Annotated in this window: 16 protein-coding genes and 2 pseudogenes; 10 read left to right on the top strand and 8 right to left on the bottom strand. The window is 72.8% G+C overall.

All coding sequences use genetic code 11. From position 1 onward, the window contains the following. The first annotated feature begins 3 nt into the window (after positions 1-3). From JNW87_RS04935 to JNW87_RS04915, 5 genes are read left to right on the top strand one after another with little or no spacing between them, the layout of a single operon-like run. Positions 4-960 (top strand): ABC transporter permease, encoded by a 957-nt coding sequence (locus JNW87_RS04935; RefSeq protein WP_109803828.1) that lies wholly within the window; start codon positions 4-6, stop codon positions 958-960. Beyond that, positions 957-1,841 carry an ABC transporter permease gene (locus JNW87_RS04930; protein ID WP_109803827.1) on the top strand — a complete coding sequence of 295 codons (885 nt, stop codon included), beginning with the start codon at positions 957-959 and terminating at the stop codon, positions 1,839-1,841. The genes JNW87_RS04935 and JNW87_RS04930 overlap by 4 nt, the downstream gene beginning before the upstream one ends. Further along, complete coding sequence (locus JNW87_RS04925) at positions 1,841-2,905, top strand: ABC transporter ATP-binding protein (protein ID WP_109803826.1); 1,065 nt, start codon at positions 1,841-1,843, stop codon at positions 2,903-2,905. Before JNW87_RS04930 ends, JNW87_RS04925 begins: the two co-directional genes overlap by 1 nt. After that, positions 2,902-3,903, top strand: coding sequence for an ABC transporter ATP-binding protein (locus JNW87_RS04920; protein WP_109803825.1), 1,002 nt, complete (start codon positions 2,902-2,904; stop codon positions 3,901-3,903). Before JNW87_RS04925 ends, JNW87_RS04920 begins: the two co-directional genes overlap by 4 nt. Further along, on the top strand, positions 3,900-5,690 hold the full coding sequence (locus tag JNW87_RS04915; RefSeq protein ID WP_238453190.1) for a gamma-glutamyltransferase family protein: 1,791 nt from the start codon (positions 3,900-3,902) through the stop codon (positions 5,688-5,690). Before JNW87_RS04920 ends, JNW87_RS04915 begins: the two co-directional genes overlap by 4 nt. 3 nt (positions 5,691-5,693) lie before the next feature. Here the strand turns inward: JNW87_RS04915 and JNW87_RS04910 are convergent, their stop codons facing one another. After that, positions 5,694-6,374: a GntR family transcriptional regulator gene (locus JNW87_RS04910; RefSeq protein ID WP_236648201.1), complete on the bottom strand. Its 681-nt coding sequence runs from the start codon at positions 6,372-6,374 to the stop codon at positions 5,694-5,696. Positions 6,375-6,532: 158 nt separating this feature from the next. Here JNW87_RS04910 and JNW87_RS04905 point away from each other — a divergent pair, with 158 nt between their 5' ends. After that, positions 6,533-7,192: a YoaK family protein gene (locus tag JNW87_RS04905; protein ID WP_161557940.1), complete on the top strand. Its 660-nt coding sequence runs from the start codon at positions 6,533-6,535 to the stop codon at positions 7,190-7,192. 32 nt (positions 7,193-7,224) lie between these two features. On the opposite strand, the gene JNW87_RS04900 is transcribed toward JNW87_RS04905, so the two are convergent. Then, positions 7,225-8,490, bottom strand: a complete 1,266-nt coding sequence (locus JNW87_RS04900; protein WP_109803821.1) for an MFS transporter — start codon at positions 8,488-8,490, stop codon at positions 7,225-7,227. 84 nt (positions 8,491-8,574) lie between these two features. Here JNW87_RS04900 and JNW87_RS04895 point away from each other — a divergent pair, with 84 nt between their 5' ends. Then, the gene (locus JNW87_RS04895; RefSeq protein WP_109803820.1) at positions 8,575-9,456 is read left to right on the top strand and encodes a winged helix-turn-helix transcriptional regulator; all 882 of its coding nucleotides are present in this window, start codon (positions 8,575-8,577) and stop codon (positions 9,454-9,456) included. A gap of 178 nt (positions 9,457-9,634) precedes the next feature. Here the strand turns inward: JNW87_RS04895 and JNW87_RS04890 are convergent, their stop codons facing one another. The 3 genes and pseudogenes from JNW87_RS04890 to JNW87_RS04880 all read right to left on the bottom strand — a co-directional run bounded on the left by JNW87_RS04890 (position 9,635) and on the right by JNW87_RS04880 (position 12,567). Next, positions 9,635-10,414 (bottom strand): ABC transporter ATP-binding protein, encoded by a 780-nt coding sequence (locus tag JNW87_RS04890; protein ID WP_375373464.1) that lies wholly within the window; start codon positions 10,412-10,414, stop codon positions 9,635-9,637. 65 nt (positions 10,415-10,479) lie between these two features. Beyond that, positions 10,480-11,506, bottom strand: a pseudogene (locus JNW87_RS04885) (FecCD family ABC transporter permease). After that, positions 11,503-12,567 (bottom strand): iron ABC transporter permease, encoded by a 1,065-nt coding sequence (locus JNW87_RS04880; RefSeq protein ID WP_238453197.1) that lies wholly within the window; start codon positions 12,565-12,567, stop codon positions 11,503-11,505. Before JNW87_RS04880 ends, JNW87_RS04885 begins: the two are co-directional and overlap by 4 nt. A 68-nt stretch (positions 12,568-12,635) precedes the next feature. Between JNW87_RS04880 and JNW87_RS04875 the strand changes: the two genes are divergently transcribed. After that, positions 12,636-13,655 carry an ABC transporter substrate-binding protein gene (locus JNW87_RS04875; RefSeq protein ID WP_109803816.1) on the top strand — a complete coding sequence of 340 codons (1,020 nt, stop codon included), beginning with the start codon at positions 12,636-12,638 and terminating at the stop codon, positions 13,653-13,655. Continuing rightward, positions 13,652-14,482: a siderophore-interacting protein gene (locus JNW87_RS04870; protein WP_109803815.1), complete on the top strand. Its 831-nt coding sequence runs from the start codon at positions 13,652-13,654 to the stop codon at positions 14,480-14,482. The genes JNW87_RS04875 and JNW87_RS04870 overlap by 4 nt, the downstream gene beginning before the upstream one ends. A gap of 7 nt (positions 14,483-14,489) precedes the next feature. Here the strand turns inward: JNW87_RS04870 and JNW87_RS04865 are convergent, their stop codons facing one another. Beyond that, positions 14,490-15,941, bottom strand: a complete 1,452-nt coding sequence (locus JNW87_RS04865; RefSeq protein WP_109803814.1) for an ATP-binding protein — start codon at positions 15,939-15,941, stop codon at positions 14,490-14,492. Continuing rightward, positions 15,938-17,596, bottom strand: a complete 1,659-nt coding sequence (locus JNW87_RS04860) for an FAD-dependent oxidoreductase (RefSeq protein WP_109803898.1) — start codon at positions 17,594-17,596, stop codon at positions 15,938-15,940. The genes JNW87_RS04865 and JNW87_RS04860 overlap by 4 nt, the downstream gene beginning before the upstream one ends. 174 nt (positions 17,597-17,770) lie before the next feature. Between JNW87_RS04860 and JNW87_RS04855 the strand changes: the two genes are divergently transcribed. Beyond that, a complete protein-coding gene (locus JNW87_RS04855) occupies positions 17,771-18,280 on the top strand; it encodes a DUF5709 domain-containing protein (protein ID WP_201749832.1) in 510 nt (169 codons plus the stop codon). Positions 18,281-18,356: 76 nt separating this feature from the next. Here the strand turns inward: JNW87_RS04855 and JNW87_RS04850 are convergent. Then, positions 18,357-20,303: pseudogene (locus JNW87_RS04850) on the bottom strand (glycosyl hydrolase family 28-related protein); the annotation flags it as partial.

Here is a 20,303-nt window from a genome sequence, read left to right as displayed (position 1 = left end):
CTCGTGATCCGCTACCTACTCAGGCGCGCCTGGCAGTCAGCGCTGACCCTGTTGTTGTCGACCGTCGTGGTGTTCCTCGGTGTGCGGGCCCTGCCTGGGGACCCGGCGCTCGCACTGGCAGGAGAGGACCGGTCGCCCGAGGCGCTGGAGGCCATCCGTCACCACTACGGGCTGGACCAGCCGCTGCCACTCCAGTTCGCGCAGTACGTGGAACGCGCTGTGCAAGGGGACTTCGGGGTCTCGATCCGAACCGGGACGCCGGTTTCGTCGATGCTCACGACCGCCCTGCCCGTGACGGCCGAGCTCTCCGTCCTGGCGATCCTCATCGCCGCGGTGCTGGGCGTCGGCGCCGGTGTGCTCGCGGCGGTACGCCGCGGGCACCCGGCGGAGTGGTTGGCCAACGGACTGGCACTGGTGGGTCTGTCGGTGCCGCACTTCTGGCTCGGACTGCTCGCGATCCTCTACCTCTCCGTGGCGACGGGGCTGTTTCCGGCCTCCGGTTTCGTGCCGCTCCTGCAGGATCCGGTGGACAACCTGCACCACATCGTCCTGCCGGCCGTGATTCTCGGCACGGGGCTCGCCGCCATCATCATGCGACAGACGCGATCCGCGATGTTGGACTCGCTCTCCTCGGACTACGTGCGTACGGCGAAGGCGAAGGGGCTTCGGCCGCGAGCGGTCATCACCCGGCATGCTCTCCGGAACAGCCTCATCGTGGTGGTGACGATCGTGGGCCTCCAACTCGGAGGCCTGATATCCGGCGCGGTCGTCACCGAGCAGATCTTCGGACTCCCGGGCTTCGGCAAGATGACCATCGATGCGGTGTTCCAGCGGGACTACCCGGTGATCCAGGCTGTCGTCCTGCTCACCGCGATGGCCTACATCGTGATCAATTTCTTCGTTGACCTGCTCTACTCGGTCATCGACCCACGAATTCGTGTGACGGGGGATCCGGCATGACCGTCCTCACCGTTCCGATGGCGGAAGCCGGGCCCGCCAGCCTCACTCGGCGCACCCGGGTCCTCAGACGGTTGAGAAGGAACCCTCTCGCCGTGGTGAGCTTCGTCGTGCTGGCGCTCGCGGCCGTCGTCGCCCTGCTGTCGCCCTGGATCGCCCCCTATTCCGTCGAGCAGACCGACTTTGGGCACACGTTCTCGCCTCCGGGCACTCCCGGACACGTCCTGGGAACCGACGACCTGGGCCGTGACGTCCTGTCCCGCATCATGCTGGGGGCACGAGCGTCCCTCGAGGTGGGACTCCTGGCGGTGGCCACCTCTCTGATCATCGGCGTGCCGCTCGGGCTCGCGGCGGGCTATTTCCGGGCATGGGACGCGGTGATCTCACGGTTCACCGACCTCCTGCTCGCGTTCCCGTTCCTGATCATGGCAGTGGGGTTGGCCGCCATCCGGGGCGCCAGCCTCGGCAACGCCGCCGTGGCCATCGGGATCGCGCAGATCCCGGGGGTGATCCGCGTGGTGCGCTCGGACACGCTGCGGCTCAAGTCGCTGGACTTCGTCGCCGCGGCCGTCGTGGACGGTGCGAGCGACCTGTGGGTGCTCGCCCGGCACATCCTGCCCAATGCCACGTCGGTGATCCTGGTGCAGGCCACGGTCGCGATCCCGGCGGCGATCCTGGGAGAGGCGGTGCTGTCGTTCCTCGGCCTCGGCATTCAGCCCCCGGCCCCCAGCCTGGGAACCATGCTGGCCACTGCTCAGCAGTTCGCCGCCCGCGCCCCGTGGGCAGCGATCTTCCCTGGTGTGGTGATCATGATCCTGGCGCTGGCGTTCAACGTCTTCGGTGACGCCCTTCGTGACGCCCTCGACCCGAAGGGAGACCGGTGATGACCACGGTGGAAAGCCCGGGCGCCGCCTCCTCCGTGCTCGGCGCACCCGTGCTGGAGATACGCGATCTTTCGGTCTCGTTCACGACCGAGGGCGGGACGGTCTCGGCGGTCGACCGGGTAAGTCTGGATCTCGCCCCCGGGGAGATCGTCGGCATGGTGGGCGAGTCAGGCTGCGGCAAGAGCGTCACCGCGATGAGCATCGCGGGCCTGCTGCCGAGCAGCGCCCGGATCTCCGGTTCGGTGCGGCTGAGGGGAACCGAGCTGGTCGGTACCCGGGAGTCGGTGCTGCGCCGAGTGCGCGGTAAGGAGATCGCCTACATCTTCCAGGAACCGATGACGTCCTTGAACCCGGTGCTCACCGTCGGGCGCCAGATCGGTGAGGTGCTGCAGGTTCACGAGCGGATGTCCAGGCCGGCCGCCCGGGCGCGGGCCGTGGAGTTGCTGTCGCTCGTCGGGATCCCGTCCGCCTCGAAACGTGTCGACAACTACCCGCATCAGCTCTCCGGAGGCATGCGCCAGCGGGTGATGATCGCGATGGCGGTGGCCTGCGGCCCGAAGGTGCTGGTGGCCGACGAACCCACCACCGCCTTGGACGTCACGGTCCAGGCCGGCATCCTCCAGGTGCTCCGCGACCTGCGCGACAGGCTGGGCACGACCATCCTCATCATCACGCACGACCTCGGCGTGATCGCCGACGTCGCGGACCGCGTCGTCGTCATGTACGCCGGGCGGGTGGTGGAACGGGCGCAGGTCACCGACCTGTTCGCACATCCGTTGCACCGGTACACGGCCGGGCTGCTGTCGGCCTCACCGACCCCGGGAAAGCATGCCGGCACCGCGCGGCTGCAGGAGATCCCCGGCCTCGTGCCCGTCCTGTCAAGCCAGCCCGACGCGTGCACGTTCGCGGACCGGTGCCCGGCCGCCGACTCGCAGTGCCGTGAGTCCGCCCCGCCCCTCGAGGTGGTCGGGACCGGAGGCGCGCTCGCGGCGAAGGACCACCTCGCGGCATGTTGGCACCCCTGCCCGGCACCTCGGACGCAGCCTCAGGAGACGGACCTATGACGCCGCAGCCGAACGCCCTCGAACTCGAGGACCTGGTGATGCACTTCGGGCCGGTGCGAGCTGTGGACGGTGTGTCTCTCGCCATTCCGAAGGGCCGGGTCACGGCGCTGGTGGGCGAGAGCGGCTCCGGGAAGTCGACGGTGGGCCGGTGCGTGGTGAGGCTCGTGGAGCCCACCGCCGGCGTGGTCAGGATAGGCGGGACCGATGTCACGCACCTGTCCCGGCGACAGCTACGCCGGCACCGAAGTGAGGTGTCCATCGTCTTCCAGGACCCCGCCGGCTCGCTGGACCCGCGCATGCTGGTGGGCGACGTGGTGGCTGAGCCGTTGCGTCTGTCGGGTGAGCGGATCTCGCGACGCGACCGGGAGGCGCGCGTCGCCACGGAACTCGGGAGGGTGGGCCTGCGGGCCGAAGTGGCGCGCCGCTATCCCCATGAGCTCTCCGGAGGGCAACGCCAACGGGTCAGCATCGCCCGGGCGCTGATCTCCGAGCCAACGCTGCTCATCGCGGACGAACCCACGAGCGCGCTCGACGTGTCGGTGCAGGCGTCGGTGCTCAACCTCCTGGCCGACCTGCAGCGGGACATCGGGTTCGCCTGCCTCTTCATCACCCACGACCTGTCCGCGGTGGAGTACCTGGCGGACGAGATCGCCGTCATGTACCTCGGGCAACTCGTCGAGACGGGCTCGCGTGAGCAGATCTTCACGCGACCCGCCCATCCCTACACACAGGCGCTGCTGGCGGCCGCACCGGTGGCCGACCCGGTCCGCCAACGGCAGCGTCAGCCGGTCCTGCTCGGCGACGACCTGCCGTCCGCCCTGGACCCTCCCTCCGGCTGCCGCTTCCGCACCCGGTGCCCGCTCGCGTTCGACAGGTGCGCGACGGAGGTGCCGGCGCAGGTTGAGGTCGGTGGTGGGAAGGCCGCGTGCCACCTGGTTCAGCCGGACGGCACCCGGCCTGACGTCCGGACCGCTGACAACAGTGAGGTGCTTTCATGACGTTCACGACCAGGCCCACCCTGCAGGGAACCTTCGGGATGGTGTCCTCGACGCACTGGCTCGCGAGCCAGGCCGCCATGGGGGTCCTCGAGCGCGGTGGGAACGCCTTCGACGCGGCCGTCACCGCCGGGTTCGTCCTGCACGTCGTGGAACCACACCTCAACGGGCCAGCCGGTGAGGTGCCCGCCATCGTCGCGACGGCCCAGGACCCGGCCCCGAAGGTGCTGTGTGGGCAGGGGCCCGCGCCCGCCGGTGCCACCATCGAGCACTTCCGGTCCCTCGGGATGGACCTGATCCCGGGATCCGGCCCGCTCGCGGCGGCCGTGCCCGGTGCCGTGGACGCCTGGCTCCTCCTGCTGCGGGACCACGGCACGCTCTTCCTGGAGGAGGTGCTGGAGCCGGCGATCGGATACGCCGGCGCCGGCCATCCGCTGATCGGCAGGGTCGGCGACACCGTGGCAGCCGTGCAATCGCTGTTCGAGGAGCACTGGCAGACCTCTGCGGAGCTCTGGCTGCGCAACGGCAAGCCGCCGGCGGCGGGCGAGATGTTCGCCAACCCGGCCTACGCGCGGACTCTTCAAAGACTGGTCAAGGCCGGACAGGCAGGCGGCTCCGACCGCGAGGCGCAGATCGACGCCGCACGTCGTGCCTGGGGTGAAGGTTTCGTCGCCGAGGCGATCGACCGGTTCTCTCGGGAATCGTTCCGGGACTCCAGCGGGCGTCCCCACGCCGGCCTCGTCACCGGCGCGGACCTGGCTGCCTACTCTGCGACCTGGGAGGAGCCGGTAACCCTCGACTGGAACGGCTACTCGGTGGCGAAGACCGGTTTCTGGGGCCAGGGCCCGGTGCTGCTGGAGACGCTGTCGGTCCTCGACGCGCTCGACGACCCCCACGCGTACGACCCGTCAACCGCTCGCGGGATCCACGCCCAGGCCGAAGCGCTCAAGCTCGCTTTCGCCGACCGCGAGGCCTGGTACGGCGATGGCATCGACGTGCCCGTGAAGGCGCTCCTCTCCAGGGAGTACGCGCGGGAGCGGGCAGGTCTGATCGGAGGACGGGCGTCGGCGGAGCTACGACCGGGGCGTCCCGATGGAGCGGAACCCCGCCTCCCTGCCCATGCCCAACGGAGTGCCGGACGTCGGGCCGACGTGGTGGATCCCACGACGGGCGAGCCGACGGTGAAGCCGGACGGCGTGACCCGCGGCGACACCTGTCACGTCGACGTGGTCGACCGCTGGGGCAACATGATCTCCGCCACCCCGAGCGGCGGCTGGCTGCAGAGCTCTCCCACCATTCCGGACCTCGGCTTCCCCCTCGGCAGCCGACTCCAGATGTTCTGGCTCGAGGAAGGTCTCGCCTCATCGCTTGCCCCAGGGCGCCGACCCCGTACCACCCTGAGCCCGACGATGGTGCACCGCGACGGCGCGCCCGTACTGGCGTGCGGCACCCCCGGCGGCGACCAGCAGGATCAATGGCAACTGCTGTTCCTGCTTCGTCATCTCGCGGGAGGTCGGGCCCTGCAGGAGGCCATCGACGCGCCCATGTGGCACACCACCAGCCTGCCGGCGTCGTTCTACCCGCGCGACTTCGAGCCCGCCGTCCTCGTGATGGAGGACCGCCTGGACGAGGATGTCCTGGCGGCACTGCGCGCGTACGGGCATGAGGTACGGCTCTCCGGCTCGTGGAGCCTCGGCCGGCTCTGCGCCGTGACCCGCGACCCGGCTACGGGTGTGCTCGGGGCCGGGGCGAACCCGCGGGGCATGCAGGGCTATGCCTGCGGCCGTTGACCACTAGTGGGCTCCGTACCCGCCTTCGGCGTTCTCGTAGGCGGCCGCGGATGCCGCGTCAAGGTGGGAGAGCGCGGCTTGCTCGGCTCGCTCACCGTCACCCGACTCGATGGCGTCCACCAGCTGAATGTGCTCGCTCCACGAGTGGGGTGCTCGTTCCGCGGCTCCCAGCCGGAAGACCCATTGCACATGGAGGTACAGCGCCTTGGCGATCGATGACAGCCAGGGGTTTCCGCTGATCCGGAGGATGCGCAGGTGCAGGGCCGTGTTCAGTTCGGCGACCCGCCGCAGATCCTGCTGCTCCGTCGCCTCGCGGCCCTGCTCCAGCAGCGCCCTCAGGGCGGCCACGTCCGCCGCCGTCGCCCGCTCGGCCGCCAGCCGGGCGGCCAGCGCCTCCAGGCGCTCGCGCACGGCGAACATGTCGGCGATGGTTCCGCTGCTGGGGGAGGCGACAACCGCCCCTCGTCTGGGCAGGATCACGACGAAACCCTCTGCCTCTGCGACGCGCAGTGCCTCCCGGACCGGGTTGCGCGAGACGCCGAAGTCCTCGGCCAACCGGTCCTCGGTCAGCCGCTCACCGGGAGGGTAGTCGCCATTGATGATGGCGGTCCGTAGGGCGGCGAGGACCTGGTCGCGTAGCGGCAGGTGTTGAGCACCGAGCTTGTCCCGCAGGTCTTCAGCCACCTGATCGCCTCTCCATGAACGTCCAGCCGAAGTGTATACGAAGAACAATTTGTGGAGGATAGCCGACAGTGTTGAGAACAAAGCCCCGCGTCATGCGCTTCCGCGTCACAGCGAGAGGAAACCCGGATCTCCTGAAGCGAAGGCAAGCCCTCGTTGTCGTGCTCACGTTCCTGACCGGCTGCGCCGACGCCGTTGGCTTCCTCTCCCTGGGTGGCGCCTTCTCGAGCGTGATGACGGGCAACATGGTCCTGCTCGGGCTCTCCGCGGGCAGAGGCGAAGCAGATCTGGCCCTGACGTCAGGCTGCGCCATCGTCAGCTTCATCGCCGGAGTCCTCGCGGGAGCCCGACTCGCCGGTTCGGCGCAGCCGGGCGACCCCGTCTGGCCGGGTCGGGTCACCCGGGCGCTCGTCCTGGAACTCCTGGTGTTCGTCGTCTTTCTCGTCGTCTGGGAGCTCAACCCTGCCAACCGCTCGGAGCACGTCGATCTTGCTCTCCTGATGCTGTCGGCAGCGGCGCTGGGCGTGCAGAGCAGTGCCATCCAGCGGTTCGGCGTACCGGGCCTCTCCTCCACATACCTGACAGGCACGCTCACGAGCCTGATCGCCGGTGTTGCCGCTCGGACCCCTTGGCGTGGCTTGCGGCCCAAGGCTCAGGTCCTGGCGGCCCTGATGAGCGGCGCCGCTGTCGGTGCCCTGGTGGCTGTACACCTGTCCGCGTGGTCACCGGCACTGCTGATCGTGCCACTCGTGTTCGTCATCGCCGTGTCGTCGCGGATGGCTGAGGAACCCGGCGTCGAGGTGTCGCCCACCGCTCGGTAGGGCAGAAACAGTACGGCGGGGGCGCGGCGACGTCAGGGCGCGGCTGCCACGTGCTCCCGCGCGGTCGGTCCGTCGACCGCCAGGTCGGTCAGGTCGCGCAGACTGCGGACGGGGGAGAGGAGCAGGGCCAGCGGGGCCAGCACTGCCGCCCCGGCGAAGGCGAAGAGGGTGACCCGGGCACCGACCAGCCCGGCGAGGGCGCCGGCGACCAGCCCGCCGACCGGGATGGCGCCCCAGGAGACGAACCGGACCGTGGCCATCACCCGGGAGAGCAGCTCCGGTGGGCTCGCGGTCTGCCGGTAGGTGCGGGTGGTCACGCTGAGCACCACCACGCCGCCGGCGAAGGCCACGTTGCCGACCGTGAAGGCAAGGTACGCCGGCCAGCCGACACCCACCGGGACGGCGAACGCGCCGCCGACGGCGACCAGGCAGGCCACCACGAGGGAGCGGGCCGTGCCCCACCGCCGGGCGATCCACGGGGTCAGCGTGGCGCCCACCAACGACCCGACGCCCTCCACGGCCAGCAGGACGCCGACCAGCGCGGCCGGCGCGTGCAGCTCCCGGACCAGGTAGAACGGGTAGACGGCGAGTTGGGCGCCGCAGACGAAGTTCACCGCCGTGGCCGTCCACATGGTCGGCCCCATCACCGGGTGGCGCGTCACGTAGCGCCAGCCCTCACCGATCATCTCGGCCAGCGGGGGCCACCGGTCCGGGGCGTCGACCCGCCGGGCCGGCAGCGAGCGCAGCAGCGCGGCCGAGACCAGGTAGCTGGCCGCGTTGACCAGCACCGTCGGCACCGCGCCGAGCGCCTGCACCGCGAGCCCGCCCAGGGCGGGGCCGCTGAGCTGGGTGGCGGCGTGCGTGGCGGAGGTGAGGCTGTTGCGGGCATGCAACTGCTCCCGGCCGACGATGGCCGGCAGGAAGGTGGCGTTGGCGACGTCGAAGAGCACGTTGGCGAAGCTGACAACCAGCGCCACGACGACCAGTTGGGCGACGGTCAGCCAGCCCCACCACCAGGCGACGGGGATGGACGCCACCGCCACGGCGCGGGCGAGGTCGGCGCCGACCTGGGCGCCGCGCAGCGGCAGCCGCTGCACGATGACGCCGGCGGGCAGCCCGACCACCAACCAGGCGACGTAGCTCGCGGCGGCGATCAGACCCATCTCGAACGCGGACGCGTCCAGCACGGTCAGGGCGGTCAGCGGCAGCGCCACCGCGCCGACCGCCGACCCGACCGAACTGGTCGTGCCGGCGGTCCACCAGCGCCAGAACACTCCGGCCCCCTGCCTGACGGTCATGCCGTCGACCCCCGTTCACGAGGCAGTGAGTTCCAATCTGAAACGGACTATAGTCGACGAGGGCGACCGGGCGGGAGGTGGCAGGTGAAGCGGACGGATCTCGGCGACGCCGACTGCGGCATCGCGCAGGCCCTCGGCGTGCTCGGCGACTGGTGGACCGTGCTGATCGTCCGCGACATCGCCGGCGGCACCACCCGGTTCGACGCCCTGCAACGGGAGCTGGGCGTCAGCCGCCGGGCACTGACCGAACGCCTCGGCGCGCTGGTCGAGCACGGCGTGCTTCGCCGCCAGCCGTACTCGGCGCACCCGCCGCGCTACGACTACCTGCTCACGGCCAAGGGGGAGGGCCTGCTGCCGGTGCTGGTCGCCCTGCAGGGCTGGGGCACCCGGCACGTCATGGGCGCCGGCGACCTCACCGCCACCGCCGACGCGGACTCCGCCGAGGCTCGCCGCGTACACCAGCTGGTCGGCCGACGGGTACCGACGATGACCCTGGCCCGGCACGACGGTGGCGAGGACGCCCCAGCGGCGGCCGGCAAATGGACTGCGCTCTACCTCTTCCCTGGGGCCTTCGCCCCCGGCGCCCAGGGCCTGCCACCCGGCTGGGAGGACATCCCCGGCGCCGTCGGCTGCACCCTCGAATCCCGCACGTACGCCGACCGGCACGACCTCTTCCGGGCCGCCGGCGCCGAGGTGCGCGGGGTGAGCACCCAGCGCCCCGACCAGCTGCGCGCGTTCGCGGAGCACGCCCGGCTGCCGTACCCGCTGCTCTCCGACCAGGACGGCCGGCTCGCCGCCGGCCTGCTCCTACCGACCTTCCGGGCCGGCGGGGTGGACCGGCTCAAGCGGCTCACCCTGCTGCTCGACCCGGACGCCGTCGTGCGCGCGGTGCAGTTCCCGGTCGCTGACCCGGCCGGCTCGGTAGACGAAATGCTGGACCTCGTCGCGCGGCAGCGTTTCCCCTGAGCACACGTTGCGGAAACCTCGGTGCGGCCGCGCGGGGCGAGCGAAACGGGGGCGGGATCGGCGTATCCGGGGGGAACTGGCTGAGCCACTCCCGGAACTCTCCTGCGGTCACCGGCATCGCTGGCTCCTGCCCTTGTTCGACCGGAACCTACATCGGGGTCGACGGATCGGCGGAGCGTTACGCCGGCGCCGGGCCGACCCGGCGGCGGGCGGCGGGCACGACCAGCGGCGTCCCGGTCTCGGGGTCGTCGATGACCCGGCAGGGCAGCCCGAACACCTCCTCGACCAGGGCGGCGGTCACCACCCGGCGCGGCTCCCCGGCGGCGACCACCGCGCCGTCGCGCATGGCCACCAGGTGGGTGGCGTAGCGGGCGGCCTGGTTGAGGTCGTGCAGCACCGCCACCAGGGTGCGCCCCTGCTCCTCGTGGAGCCGGGCGCACAGGTCCAGGACCTCGACCTGGTGGGCGATGTCCAGGTACGTCGTCGGCTCGTCCAGCAGCAGCAGCGGGGTCTGCTGGGCGAGCGCCATGGCGATCCACACCCGCTGCCGCTGCCCGCCGGAGAGCTGGTCTACCGGCCGGTCGGCGAGGTCGGCCACGCCGGTGTCGGCCATCGCCCCGGCGACGATCCGCTCGTCGTCGCGGGACCACTGGCGCAGCAGCCCCTGGTGCGGGTGGCGACCGCGGGCGACGAGGTCGGCGACGGTGATGCCGTCCGGGGCGACGGAGGACTGCGGCAGCATGCCGAGGACGCGGGCGACCTCGCGGGTGCCGCGCCGATGGATGTCCGCGCCGTCGAGCAGGACCGCGCCGGCGGCGGGGCGGAGCAGCCGGGCCAGCGCGCGCAGCAGCGTGGACTTGCCGCACGCGTTGGGACCGATGATCACGGTGAACGAGCCGTCGGGTACGGGCACCGTCAGGTCCTCGGCGACGGTCCGCCGCTCGTACGCGAGGGTCATCGCCCGGCCGACCAGCCGGGGGGTGTCGGCGCGCATGGGTGGTGCTCCGTTCTCGTGGGGGCGGGTCACAGCCGGCCGGCTCGACGTTCGGTGGCCAGCAGCCAGACCAGGTGCCCACCGCCGAGCACCCCGGTCACCACGCCCACCGGCAGTTGGTGCCCGGTGACGGCGCGCTGCGCGAGCTGGTCGGCGGCGACCAGCAACGCGGCGCCGAGGAGGGTGGCCGGCAGCAGGTTCGGTCCCGGCGCCCGGGTCAGCCGGCGGGCCAGGTGCGGCGCGGTTGAGCGCGACGAACGACACCGGTCCGGCGGCGGCCGCGGCGAGCGACACCAGCGCGACCGCCGCCGCGAGCAGCAGCGGCCGCAGCCACCGCACCGGCACGCCGAGCGCCGTGGCAAGGTCCTCGCCCATCCCGGTCACGCCCAACGCCCGCCCGCCGGCGAGGACGGCCGGCGCGAGCAGGGCCAGCGCCGCCAGCAGGGGCAGCGAGTTCACCCAGCCCCGCCCATCCAGGCTGCCGGTGAGCCAGAGCGTGGCCCGGGCGGCGTCCATCAGCGGCGCCCGGGTCAGCAGGAAGCCGTTCACCCCGGCGAGGATCGCCGTGACGCCGATCCCGACCAGCACCAGCCGGTGACCGGACAGGCCGCGCCGCCCGGCGAGCGCGTACACCGCGGCGCCGGTGGCGAGTCCGCCGGCGACGGCGGCGGCGCCCAGGGCGAGGCTGCTGCCGCCCAGCACCACCACGGTCAGCCCGCCGGTCGCCGCGCCCTGGGTGAAGCCGAGCACGTCGGGGCTGCCGAGTGGATTGCGGAGCAGCGCCTGGCACACCGCGCCGGCCAGGCCGAGGGCCGCCCCGACGCCGAGGGCCGTGGCGAGCCGGGGCAGCCGCAGGTCGAGGACGATGAACCGGTCGGCCGGTGCGCCCCCGCCGGTGAGCGTGCGCAGCACGTCGGCCGGGCGCAGGAGCTGTTCGCCGCCGGCCAGGGCGAGGACGCCGAGGGCGAGGGCGAGCAGCGCGATCCCGGCGCCGACGGCGAGCGCCCGGGCCCGCAGGCGCAGCGACAGACCGCCCGGCAGGCGCAGCACGATCATCGGCGGGCTCCCCGGTGGACCAGGTGCAGGAAGAGCAGGCCGCCCAGCACCCCGGTCACCGTGCCCACCGGCAGTTCGCCGGGGCGGCCCAGCACCCGACCGGTCAGGTCGGCGGCGAGCAGCAGCACCGGCGCGAGCACCGCGCAGTACGGCAGCGACCAGCGCAGGTCCGGCCCGGTGAGCGCCCGGACCAGGTGCGGCACCAGCAACCCGACGAAGACCAGCGGCCCGCACGCCGACGTCGCCGCCCCGCACAGCAGGGTGACCGCCACGATGGCCGCCGCCCGGATGGCGCCGGGGCGGGCGCCGAGGGTCCGGGCGGAGTCATCGCCGAGGGCGAGCGCGTCGAGCGGGCGGGCGCTGACCAGCGCGACCAGCAGTCCGACGGCGACGAAGGGGAGCACCCGCGGGACGGTGTCGTCGCGCGCGCCGGCGAGCGAGCCGACGGTCCAGAACCGCAGCCGCTCCAGCGACGCCGCGTCGAGCAGCATCACCGCGCTGACGTACGAGTAGAGGACGGCGTTGAGGGCCGCGCCGGCGAGGGCCAACCGGGTGGGGGTGGCACCGCGACCACCGCCGACCGCGTACACGGCGACGGTGACGACGGCGGCGCCGAGCAGCGCGTACCAGATGTCGCCGGACGCGACGCCCAGGACGGCGGTGGCGGTGGCGACCGCGGCGGAGGCGCCGGCGTTGATGCCGAGCAGGCCGGGGTCGGCCAGCGGGTTGCGGGTCAGCGTCTGGGTGACCGCGCCGGCGACGCCGAGCGCCGCGCCGGCGACGAGGCCGAGCAGCGTACGGGGCAGGCGCATCCGGTGCACGACGGCGTACTCGGGGGAGTCGGGTCGCAGCAGGCCGTGCCACACCTCGGCGGGGGAGAGCTGTTTCGCCCCGACGGCGATGCTGAGGCCGGCCACCACGGCGAGCAGCAGCAGGCTCAGCGCGAGACCCGCGAGCCGGCGGGCGGTGCGGCGGGGCGCCCGGGCCGCCGGCGGTGTCGTCGGGGGCGGGGCCGTACGGGTGAGGGACAGGGCGGACTCCGATGCGGACGTTCTTGACAGCGCTTTAGGTTAGGCTAACCTAACTCCGCTGTCCATGGTCATCCCGACCTGTACCGAAGGACCTCGCCATGCTCGAATCCACCGTCACCCGTCGTGGGCTGCTCGCCGCCGGCGCCGGCCTCGCCGCGCTGCTCGCCGGCTGCGGACGCGGCGGCGATCCCGCCGCACCCGTCGCGAAGCCCACCGGCGGCCCCTGGTCCTTCACCGACGACCGCGGCGAGAAGGTCAGCGCGGCCAGCCGTCCCGCGCGGATCGTCGCCTTCACCGGCGTCGCCGCCGCGCTCGTCGACTTCGGACTGGACGAGCAGATCGCCGGCGTGTTCGGCGAGACCCGGCGCGCCGACGGCAGCCGCGACCCGCAGGCCGGCGACCTCGACGTCGAAGGCGTCGAGATCCTCGGCAACGCGTGGGGCGAGTTCAACCTGGAGCGGTACGCGACCCTCCGACCCGACCTGCTGGTCACCCACATGTACGACCCGGGCGCGCTCTGGTACGTGCCGGACGAGAGCCGGGCGAAGATCCTCCCGCTCGCGCCCACCGTCGCCCTGACCACCGCCCGGGTTCCGATGACCCGCCCCATCGAGCGGTACGCGCAGCTCGCCGAGTCCCTCGGCGCCGACCTGTCGGCCAAGAAGGTCACCGACGCCCGGGCCCGCTTCGCCGCCGCCGGCGACGCGGTCCGGGCGGCGGTCAAGGCCAACCCGGGAATCCGGGTGCTCGCCGCCTCCGGCAGCCCCGATCTGTTCTACGTCTCCAACCCGAAGATCAGCACCGACCTGATGTACTTCGCCGAGCTGGGCGTCGACATCGTCGTGCCCACGAAGCTGGCGCAGGGCGACTACTTCGAGTCGCTCAGCTGGGAGAACGCCGGGAAGTTCCCGGCCGACCTGATCCTGCTGGACAACCGCGGCACCGCGTTGCAGGCCGCCGACCTCGCCCGGAAGCCGACCTGGGCGCAGCTGCCCGCCGTGCGCGCCGGCCAGGTCGCCCCGTGGGACGCGGTGCCCCGCTTCTCCTACGCCGGCGCCGCCCCGCTGCTAGAGAACCTCGCCACCGCCATCCGGGGCGCGAAGAAGGTCGCCGGATGAGCACCGCCCTGGCACCGGCCCCGCCCCGGTACCGCTGCTACCCAGCGGTCGTCGTCGGCACCCGGCGCGTCGGCGCCTCCCTGGTCCGGGTCACCCTCGGCGACGACGGGCTGGCCGGCTTCGCCGGCGGCGGACGCGACCAGAGCGTCTCCCTCTTCCTCCCGCACCCCGGTCAGCTCGAGCCGGTGCTGCCCCCGGAGACGGAGGAGGACTGGTTCACCGCCTGGCGCGCCATGGACCCCGCCGTCCGCGCGGTGATGCGCTCGTACACCATCCGGGAGCACCGCCCGGAGCGGACCGAGGTGGACATCGACCTCGTCCGGCACGGCGACACCGGCCCGGCGTCCCGCTGGGCCGGGCGGACCGGGCCCGGCGACCGGGTGGTGGTGCTCGGCCCGGCGGTGCAGGACGAGCGGACCGTCCGATTCCGCCCGCCCGCCGACACCGACGGGGTGCTGCTGGTCGCCGACGAGACCGCGCTGCCCGCCGTCGAGCGGATCCTGGCCTGGCTGCCCGCGGGCACCCGCGCCCGGGTCCTCGTCGAGGCGCCGGACCCGGCCGACCTGCGGCCGTTGCCCACGGCGGCCGAGGTCGAGGTGACCTGGGTCTTCCGCGCGGGGCGTCGGGTCGCGCTGCTGCCCGCCCTGCGTGCCGTTGACCTGCCGACCACGACCCCGTACGCCTGGGTCGCCGGCGAGGCGGGGATGGTGCGGGCGGTCCGGCGGCAGCTGGTCGGCGAGCGCGGGCTGAACCGCCGGCAGGTGACCTTCGCCGGGTACTGGCGCCGGGGTCTGTCCGAAGAGGAGATGCGAGCCGCCGGCGATTAGGAGGTGGTCACCCGCCGCCGGGCGTGCCCGCGGGACGCTGGGTGGGCAGGGGGAGCAGCACGCGGAAGACGGTCATCCCGGGCGCGGACTCGACCCGGATGTCGCCGTGGTGCTTGCGCACCACGATCCGGTACGAGATGTCCAGCCCGAGTCCGGTGCCGGTGCCGACCGGCTTGGTGGTGAAGAACGGCTCGAAGATGCGCGGGCGGATCTCGGGCGGAATGCCCGGGCCGGTGTCCGCCACCTCCACCACCAGCTGGTCGCCCGCGCGTCCGGTACGCAGCGTCAGCACGCCCCGGTCACCCATGGCGCCCAGCGCGTTGTCGATCAGGTTCGTCCAGACCTGGTTCAGCTCGGCCGCGTACGCGGGCACCGGCGGCAGCGCGTGGTCGTACTCCCTGACCACCCGGACGTCGGCGGGGATCTTCGCCTTGAACATCACCAGGGTGGCGTCCAGCAGGTCGTGCACGTCGACGACCTGGAACGGCGCGCGGTCGAGCTGGGAGTACTGCTTGGCGGCGCCGACCAGGCCGGAGATCCGGGTGACCGCGTCCCCGATCTCGCGGATCAGCAGCTCGGTGTCCACGGTGTAGGTCAGCCAGCGCACCGCCGACTCCAGGTCCGCCCGGCCCACCGCCGGCTGCACCCGGTCCAGCCAGGCGGCGTCCAGCCCGCCGGCGACCAGGGTCGGCGCGAGGTCCCAGCCGCCGCGTACCTCGTGTTCGTCCAGCCAGTCGGTCACCGCGTCCTCGGCGTCGGAGGCGGCCATCGGGGACAGCTTCGGTGCGGTCGCCACCCGGGCCACCGCCTCCTCCTGCAACTCCACCAGCCGTTGCAACGCACGGCCGTCCAGCCGGCCGTCGGCGATGAGCGCGAGCTTGTGCCGCATCCCGGCGACCCGGTCCCGCAGCACCGAGGTGGCCCGGACGGCCGCGCCGGCCGGGTTGTTCAGCTCGTGGGTCAGGCCCGCGGACAGCGAGCCGAGGGCGAGCAGCCGCTCCCGTTCACCCACGATCGCCTGGCTGTCCCGCATGCCGAAGAACAGCCCCTCCAGCAGGTGCATCGCCATCGGGAACCAGGAGCGCAGGGCGTGCGCGAAGTGCTCCGCGGGCAGGACGAAGAAGTCCGCGTCGGTCACCGCCCGCATGGAGTTGCGGTAGACCTGCTCGACCTGGTCGTCCAGGTACGCCTGGGTCGCGCCGCCGTACACGCCGCGCTGGTCGGTCCGGCTGACCTCGACGTCGTCGCCGCCCACCCGCCGGTGCAGCGAGACCGTCCCGCGCAGCAGGACGAAGAAGCAGGTCGCGGCCTCGCCCTCGCCGTACACGACGGTCCCACCGGCGCGCTGCTCCACCCGTCCGTGCTCGGCCAGCCAGGCGAGCTGGCCGTCGTCGAGCGCCGCGAAGAGGAACAGGGTGCGCAGCTCGTCGGGGGTGAGCCGGTCGGCCGGGGTGGTCACTGCGCCTCCAGGTAGCGGTGCACGAGGGACACGGCCATCGCTCCCTCGCCGACGGCGGAGGCGACCCGTTTGACCGACTGGGCCCGGACGTCGCCCGCGGCGAACACCCCGGGCACGCTGGTCTCCAGGTGGTACGGGTCGCGGGAGAGCGGCCAGCCGGCGGGGCGTCGCCCGCCGGCGAGGAGATCGGGGCCGGTGACGATGAAGCCCCGCGGGTCGCGGACCAGCAGTCCGTCCAGCCAGTCGGTGCGGGGTTCCGCGCCGATGAAGATGAACAGCCAGGACGTCGGCACGGTCCGGGTCTGCCCGGTACGGGCGTCGCAGAGGGTCAGCTCCCGCAGGTGGTCCGCGCCCGCGCCGCCGACCACCGTGGTGTGCGGGTGCACGGTGATCTGGTCGATCCGTTCCAGCTGGTCGATGAGGTAGCGGGACATCGAGGCGGTGAGGTCGGCGCCCCGGATCAGCAGGTGGACCCGGGAGGCGTACCGCGAGAAGTGCACCGCGGCCTGGCCGGCCGAGTTGGCCCCGCCGACGATGTAGACGTCCTGGTCGACGCAGCTCGGCGCCTCGGTGGCGGTGCTGCCGTAGAAGACGCCCCGGCCGGTGAAGTCCGACAATCCGGGCGCGTCGAGCACCCGGTACGACACCCCGGTGGCGAGGACCACCGTGTGGGCGGCGATCTCGCCGCCGTCGTCGAAGCGCAGCAGTCGGGCCGACCCGGCGGCGCTCAGCCCCACCACCTCGCGGGTGCTCAGCAGCTCGGCGCCGAACTTCGTCGCCTGCCGCCGGGCCCGGTCGGTGAGCTGGGCGCCGGAGACCCCGTCGGGGAAGCCGAGGTAGTTCTCGATCCGGCTGCTCTGCCCGGCCTGGCCGCCGGTGGCGCGGCGTTCCACCAGCACCGTCCGCAGCCCCTCCGACGCCCCGTACACCGCTGAGCCGAGTCCGGCGGGGCCGCCGCCGACCACCACCAGGTCGTAGAAGTCCGTCGCCGGCGCCACTGTGAGCCCGGCCACTGCGGCCAGCTCCGTCTGGGTCGGCGCCACCAGGGTCTTGCCCTCGGCGGTCACCACCAGCGGCAGGTCCGCCTCGGTCGCCCCGGCCGCGTCGAGCAGCCGGGCGCCCTCCGGCTCGTCCACCAGCAGCCAGCGGTACGGCACCAGGTTGCGGGCGAGGAAGTCGCGGACCGTGAACGACGGCGCGGACCAGCGGTGCCCCACCACCCGGAGCTCGGCCAGGGCGGCGTCCGGGCTGGCCGCCCAGGCGTCGAGCAGGGTGTCCAGCACCGGGTAGAGCTTCTCCTCCGGCGGATGCCACGGCTTGAGCAGGTAGTGGTCGAGGTCGACCACGTTGATCGCGTCGATGGCGGCGTCGGTGTCCGCGTACGCGGTCAGCAGCACCCGGCGGGCGGCCGGGAAGAGGTCCATCGCCGCCTCGAGGAACTCGATTCCGGTCATCTCGGGCATCCGGTGGTCGGCCAGCAGCAGCGCCACCTGCTCGCTGCGTAGCTTGATTTCGCGCAGCGCGTCCAGGGCCTCCGGCCCGGAGTTCGCCCGCACCACGCGGTAGCGGTCGCCGTACCGGCGGCGGACGTCGCGGGCGACCGCCCGGGACACCACCGGATCGTCGTCGACGGTCAGGATCACCGGGTTCGCCATGGCGCCCATAAAACCACCTCGCCCGCGCCGGGTGAACGGGCCTGCGACGGGAGTTCCCGCTTCGCCCCTTCGGGCACGAGCCGTGACCCGGATCGGCCGCGCGGTGGCCCAGCCGCGGAAGTGAGTAACATCGGCAGCTGAGCAACGATCGCGCCACCCTTTGAGAGGTTCCCCATGAGCGCCGATGCCGGTAGCTACGAGGTGCAGCAGTACGACGACATCGAGGACGACGGCGTCCTCGACGGTTCCGACACCCTCGAGGACGGTGTCGAGGACCCGCTCGACGTCGGGATCGTGGCGAGCGATCGGTGGTCGGGCGCCAACCGCTTCGGGACCACCGCAGCCGAGGAGCACGCGGGCGAGTCGCTCGCGCAGCGGCTCGCCGAGGAGGAGCCCGACCTCTCGTCCGACGAAGATCCCGCCCCCTACGGCGACGAGGACGAGCTGACCCGGCGGGGGTTCGACCGCGACCTGCGGGCCGGGCGGCTCGTCGACACCAACGACGGCTTCGGCGAGGATGTCGAGGCGGACTCCGTGGGCAGGGACGTCGGGGTCGACGGGGGTGGCGCCAGCGCCGAGGAGGCCGCGGTGCACGTGATCGATGAGCCCTATGCCGAGTCGGAGACACCGCTGTGGGACGCCGACGTCGAAGGCGGTCTGGGCGGCCTGGTGAACGACCGGTAGCGGCCGGTTCGCCGGGTCCGGCCGGTCACCCCGTCCAGGGCTGGGGGCCCGGACAGGGTGACGGCCGGTCGCCGACTCACCAGGGCGCGGGCGCCGGCGGCGGTACGACCGTCGGACGGTCGTTGCAGGTGATGGTGTTCGGCAGCAGCCACGGCGCCAGCCAGCCACCGTCGTTGCCGCCGAGGTCGGTCAGGCTGAACTCGGAGCCGGCCGGGGTGAAGTGGAACGATCCGCAGTTGTTGACCCCGACCGCCCCGACGTTGCGGGCGTCGACGTCGGCGAACGAGGCGGCCCCCGCCGCCCGGGCGCTGACCACCGAGGTGCCGGTGCCGTCGACCCGGATGCCCTGGAAGTGGACGCCGGTGATGGACACCTGGTCCTTCACCGGCCAGTCGCTGACCAGCATGATCGCGTTGAAGGTGTTGTCGAGGAAGGCGTCCCCGACGACCTGGATGTCCGCGTCGATGCTGCGGTCCAGGGCGTAGAACCAGATCGCACCGAGCCCGATGTTCCAGTTCAGCTCGTACGTGCCCGCGCGCACGGTGGTGTTGTCGGTGATCCACAGCTGCCCGGTGAACGGCTCGGCGCCGAACCGGGAGCCGACCTGGATGGCGCTGCCCTCGCGGACCGGATCGGCGACGAGGTTGTGCGACACGGTGTTGTCGGTGCCGCCGTAGAGCGCGATGCCGTTGGCCAGGACGGGCGACTGCACGGTGTTGTGGTCGAAGGTGTTGTGCGCGTTGCCGGTCCGCTCGGACCACATGGCCAGGCCGTCGTCGCCGGTGTTGCGGACGAAGCTGTTCGAGACCGACGAGTGGGTGACGCCGGTGTGGAAGTTGACGCCGTCGGCGATCTGGTCGGCGATGACGGTGTCGGTGACCCGCAGGTCGGTCATCGGTCCGTCGAACCACATGCCCACCTTGGTGTGGTGCAGGTACAGCCCGTCGATGGTGGAGTGGTTGAGCGCCCCGCCGATGGCGTTGACCTGGTCGAGGTCGATCCGCTCCCGGACGTCCCCCTCGATGGCGAAGCCGGACAGGTGCACGTTGCTGCTGCCGCCGGCCGCCGCGTCCCGGCCGTAGAAGCCGACCCCGGTGTGCACCGAGCCGTCGGGGGCGGGGGTGTCCAGGGCGACCTCCCGGCCCCGGAACACCGTGTACCAGCTGCCGGCGCCCTCGATCGTCACGTCGTCGACGATGATGTGCCGGTTGATCTGGTACGTGCCCGGCGGCAGGTAGACCGTGCGGTGGGTGCCGCGGGCGGCCGCGATGGCGCGGTCCAGCGCGTCGGCCGAGTCGCGTCGGCCGGACTGGTCGGCGCCGAGCGCGACGGCGTTCACCGCGTGCGGTGCGACGTGCGGCGGGCCGACGAGCTCGGAGTCCAGCAGGTCGATGACGGTCCAGGCGGCGGCGCTGCCGGCCGGCGCGGTCAGCCGGACGATCTCGCCGGCGCGGTGGGTGCGGCCCAGCAGCAGGCGCTGCTCCTCATAGAAGTGGTGCGGCCGGAACGGCGTGCTGATGGTCGGCGCGGGCGTGGTGGCCGCCGGGACGCAGGAGCACTCGGTGATCCACCAGTCGGGGTGCAGCAGCCCGGCGTCGGGGTCGTTGCTGAACGGGTACTGGTTGTAGAGCCAGGCGTACTGCGAGGTCAGGGTCATCGTGCGGGGCCGACCGTGGCCGACGGCGACGTCGAGGGGCGCGGTGATGCCGCCGCCGTCGGGCGAGTCCGGGATGCTGTACCGGACGGTGATCGCGTCGGCGCCGCCGGCAGGGTGAACTCGACGTACTGCCCGGGGTTCAGCCGGACCGCCCGGCGGCCGGAGGCCTCGCCCGCCAGCGTGTACGCGGACCGGTCGGGACCGATCACCGTGCCGGTGGTTCGGGCGTGTTCGGCCTCCTGCTCGAGGAAGCCGACGGCGGCGCCACGGCCGGCGACGAGCGACGGATCGAGGGCGGCCCGGGTGACCACGGGCGCCGGACCGGCCGCGGCGGCGCCCCCGGTGAGCACGCTCAGCGCCACCGCC

It is taken from the genome of Micromonospora sp. ATA51, assembly GCF_016802855.1.
In the GTDB taxonomy this organism is placed as follows: Bacteria; Actinomycetota; Actinomycetes; order Mycobacteriales; family Micromonosporaceae; genus Micromonospora; species Micromonospora sicca.
This window is presented reverse-complemented; position numbering and strand designations above follow the sequence as displayed.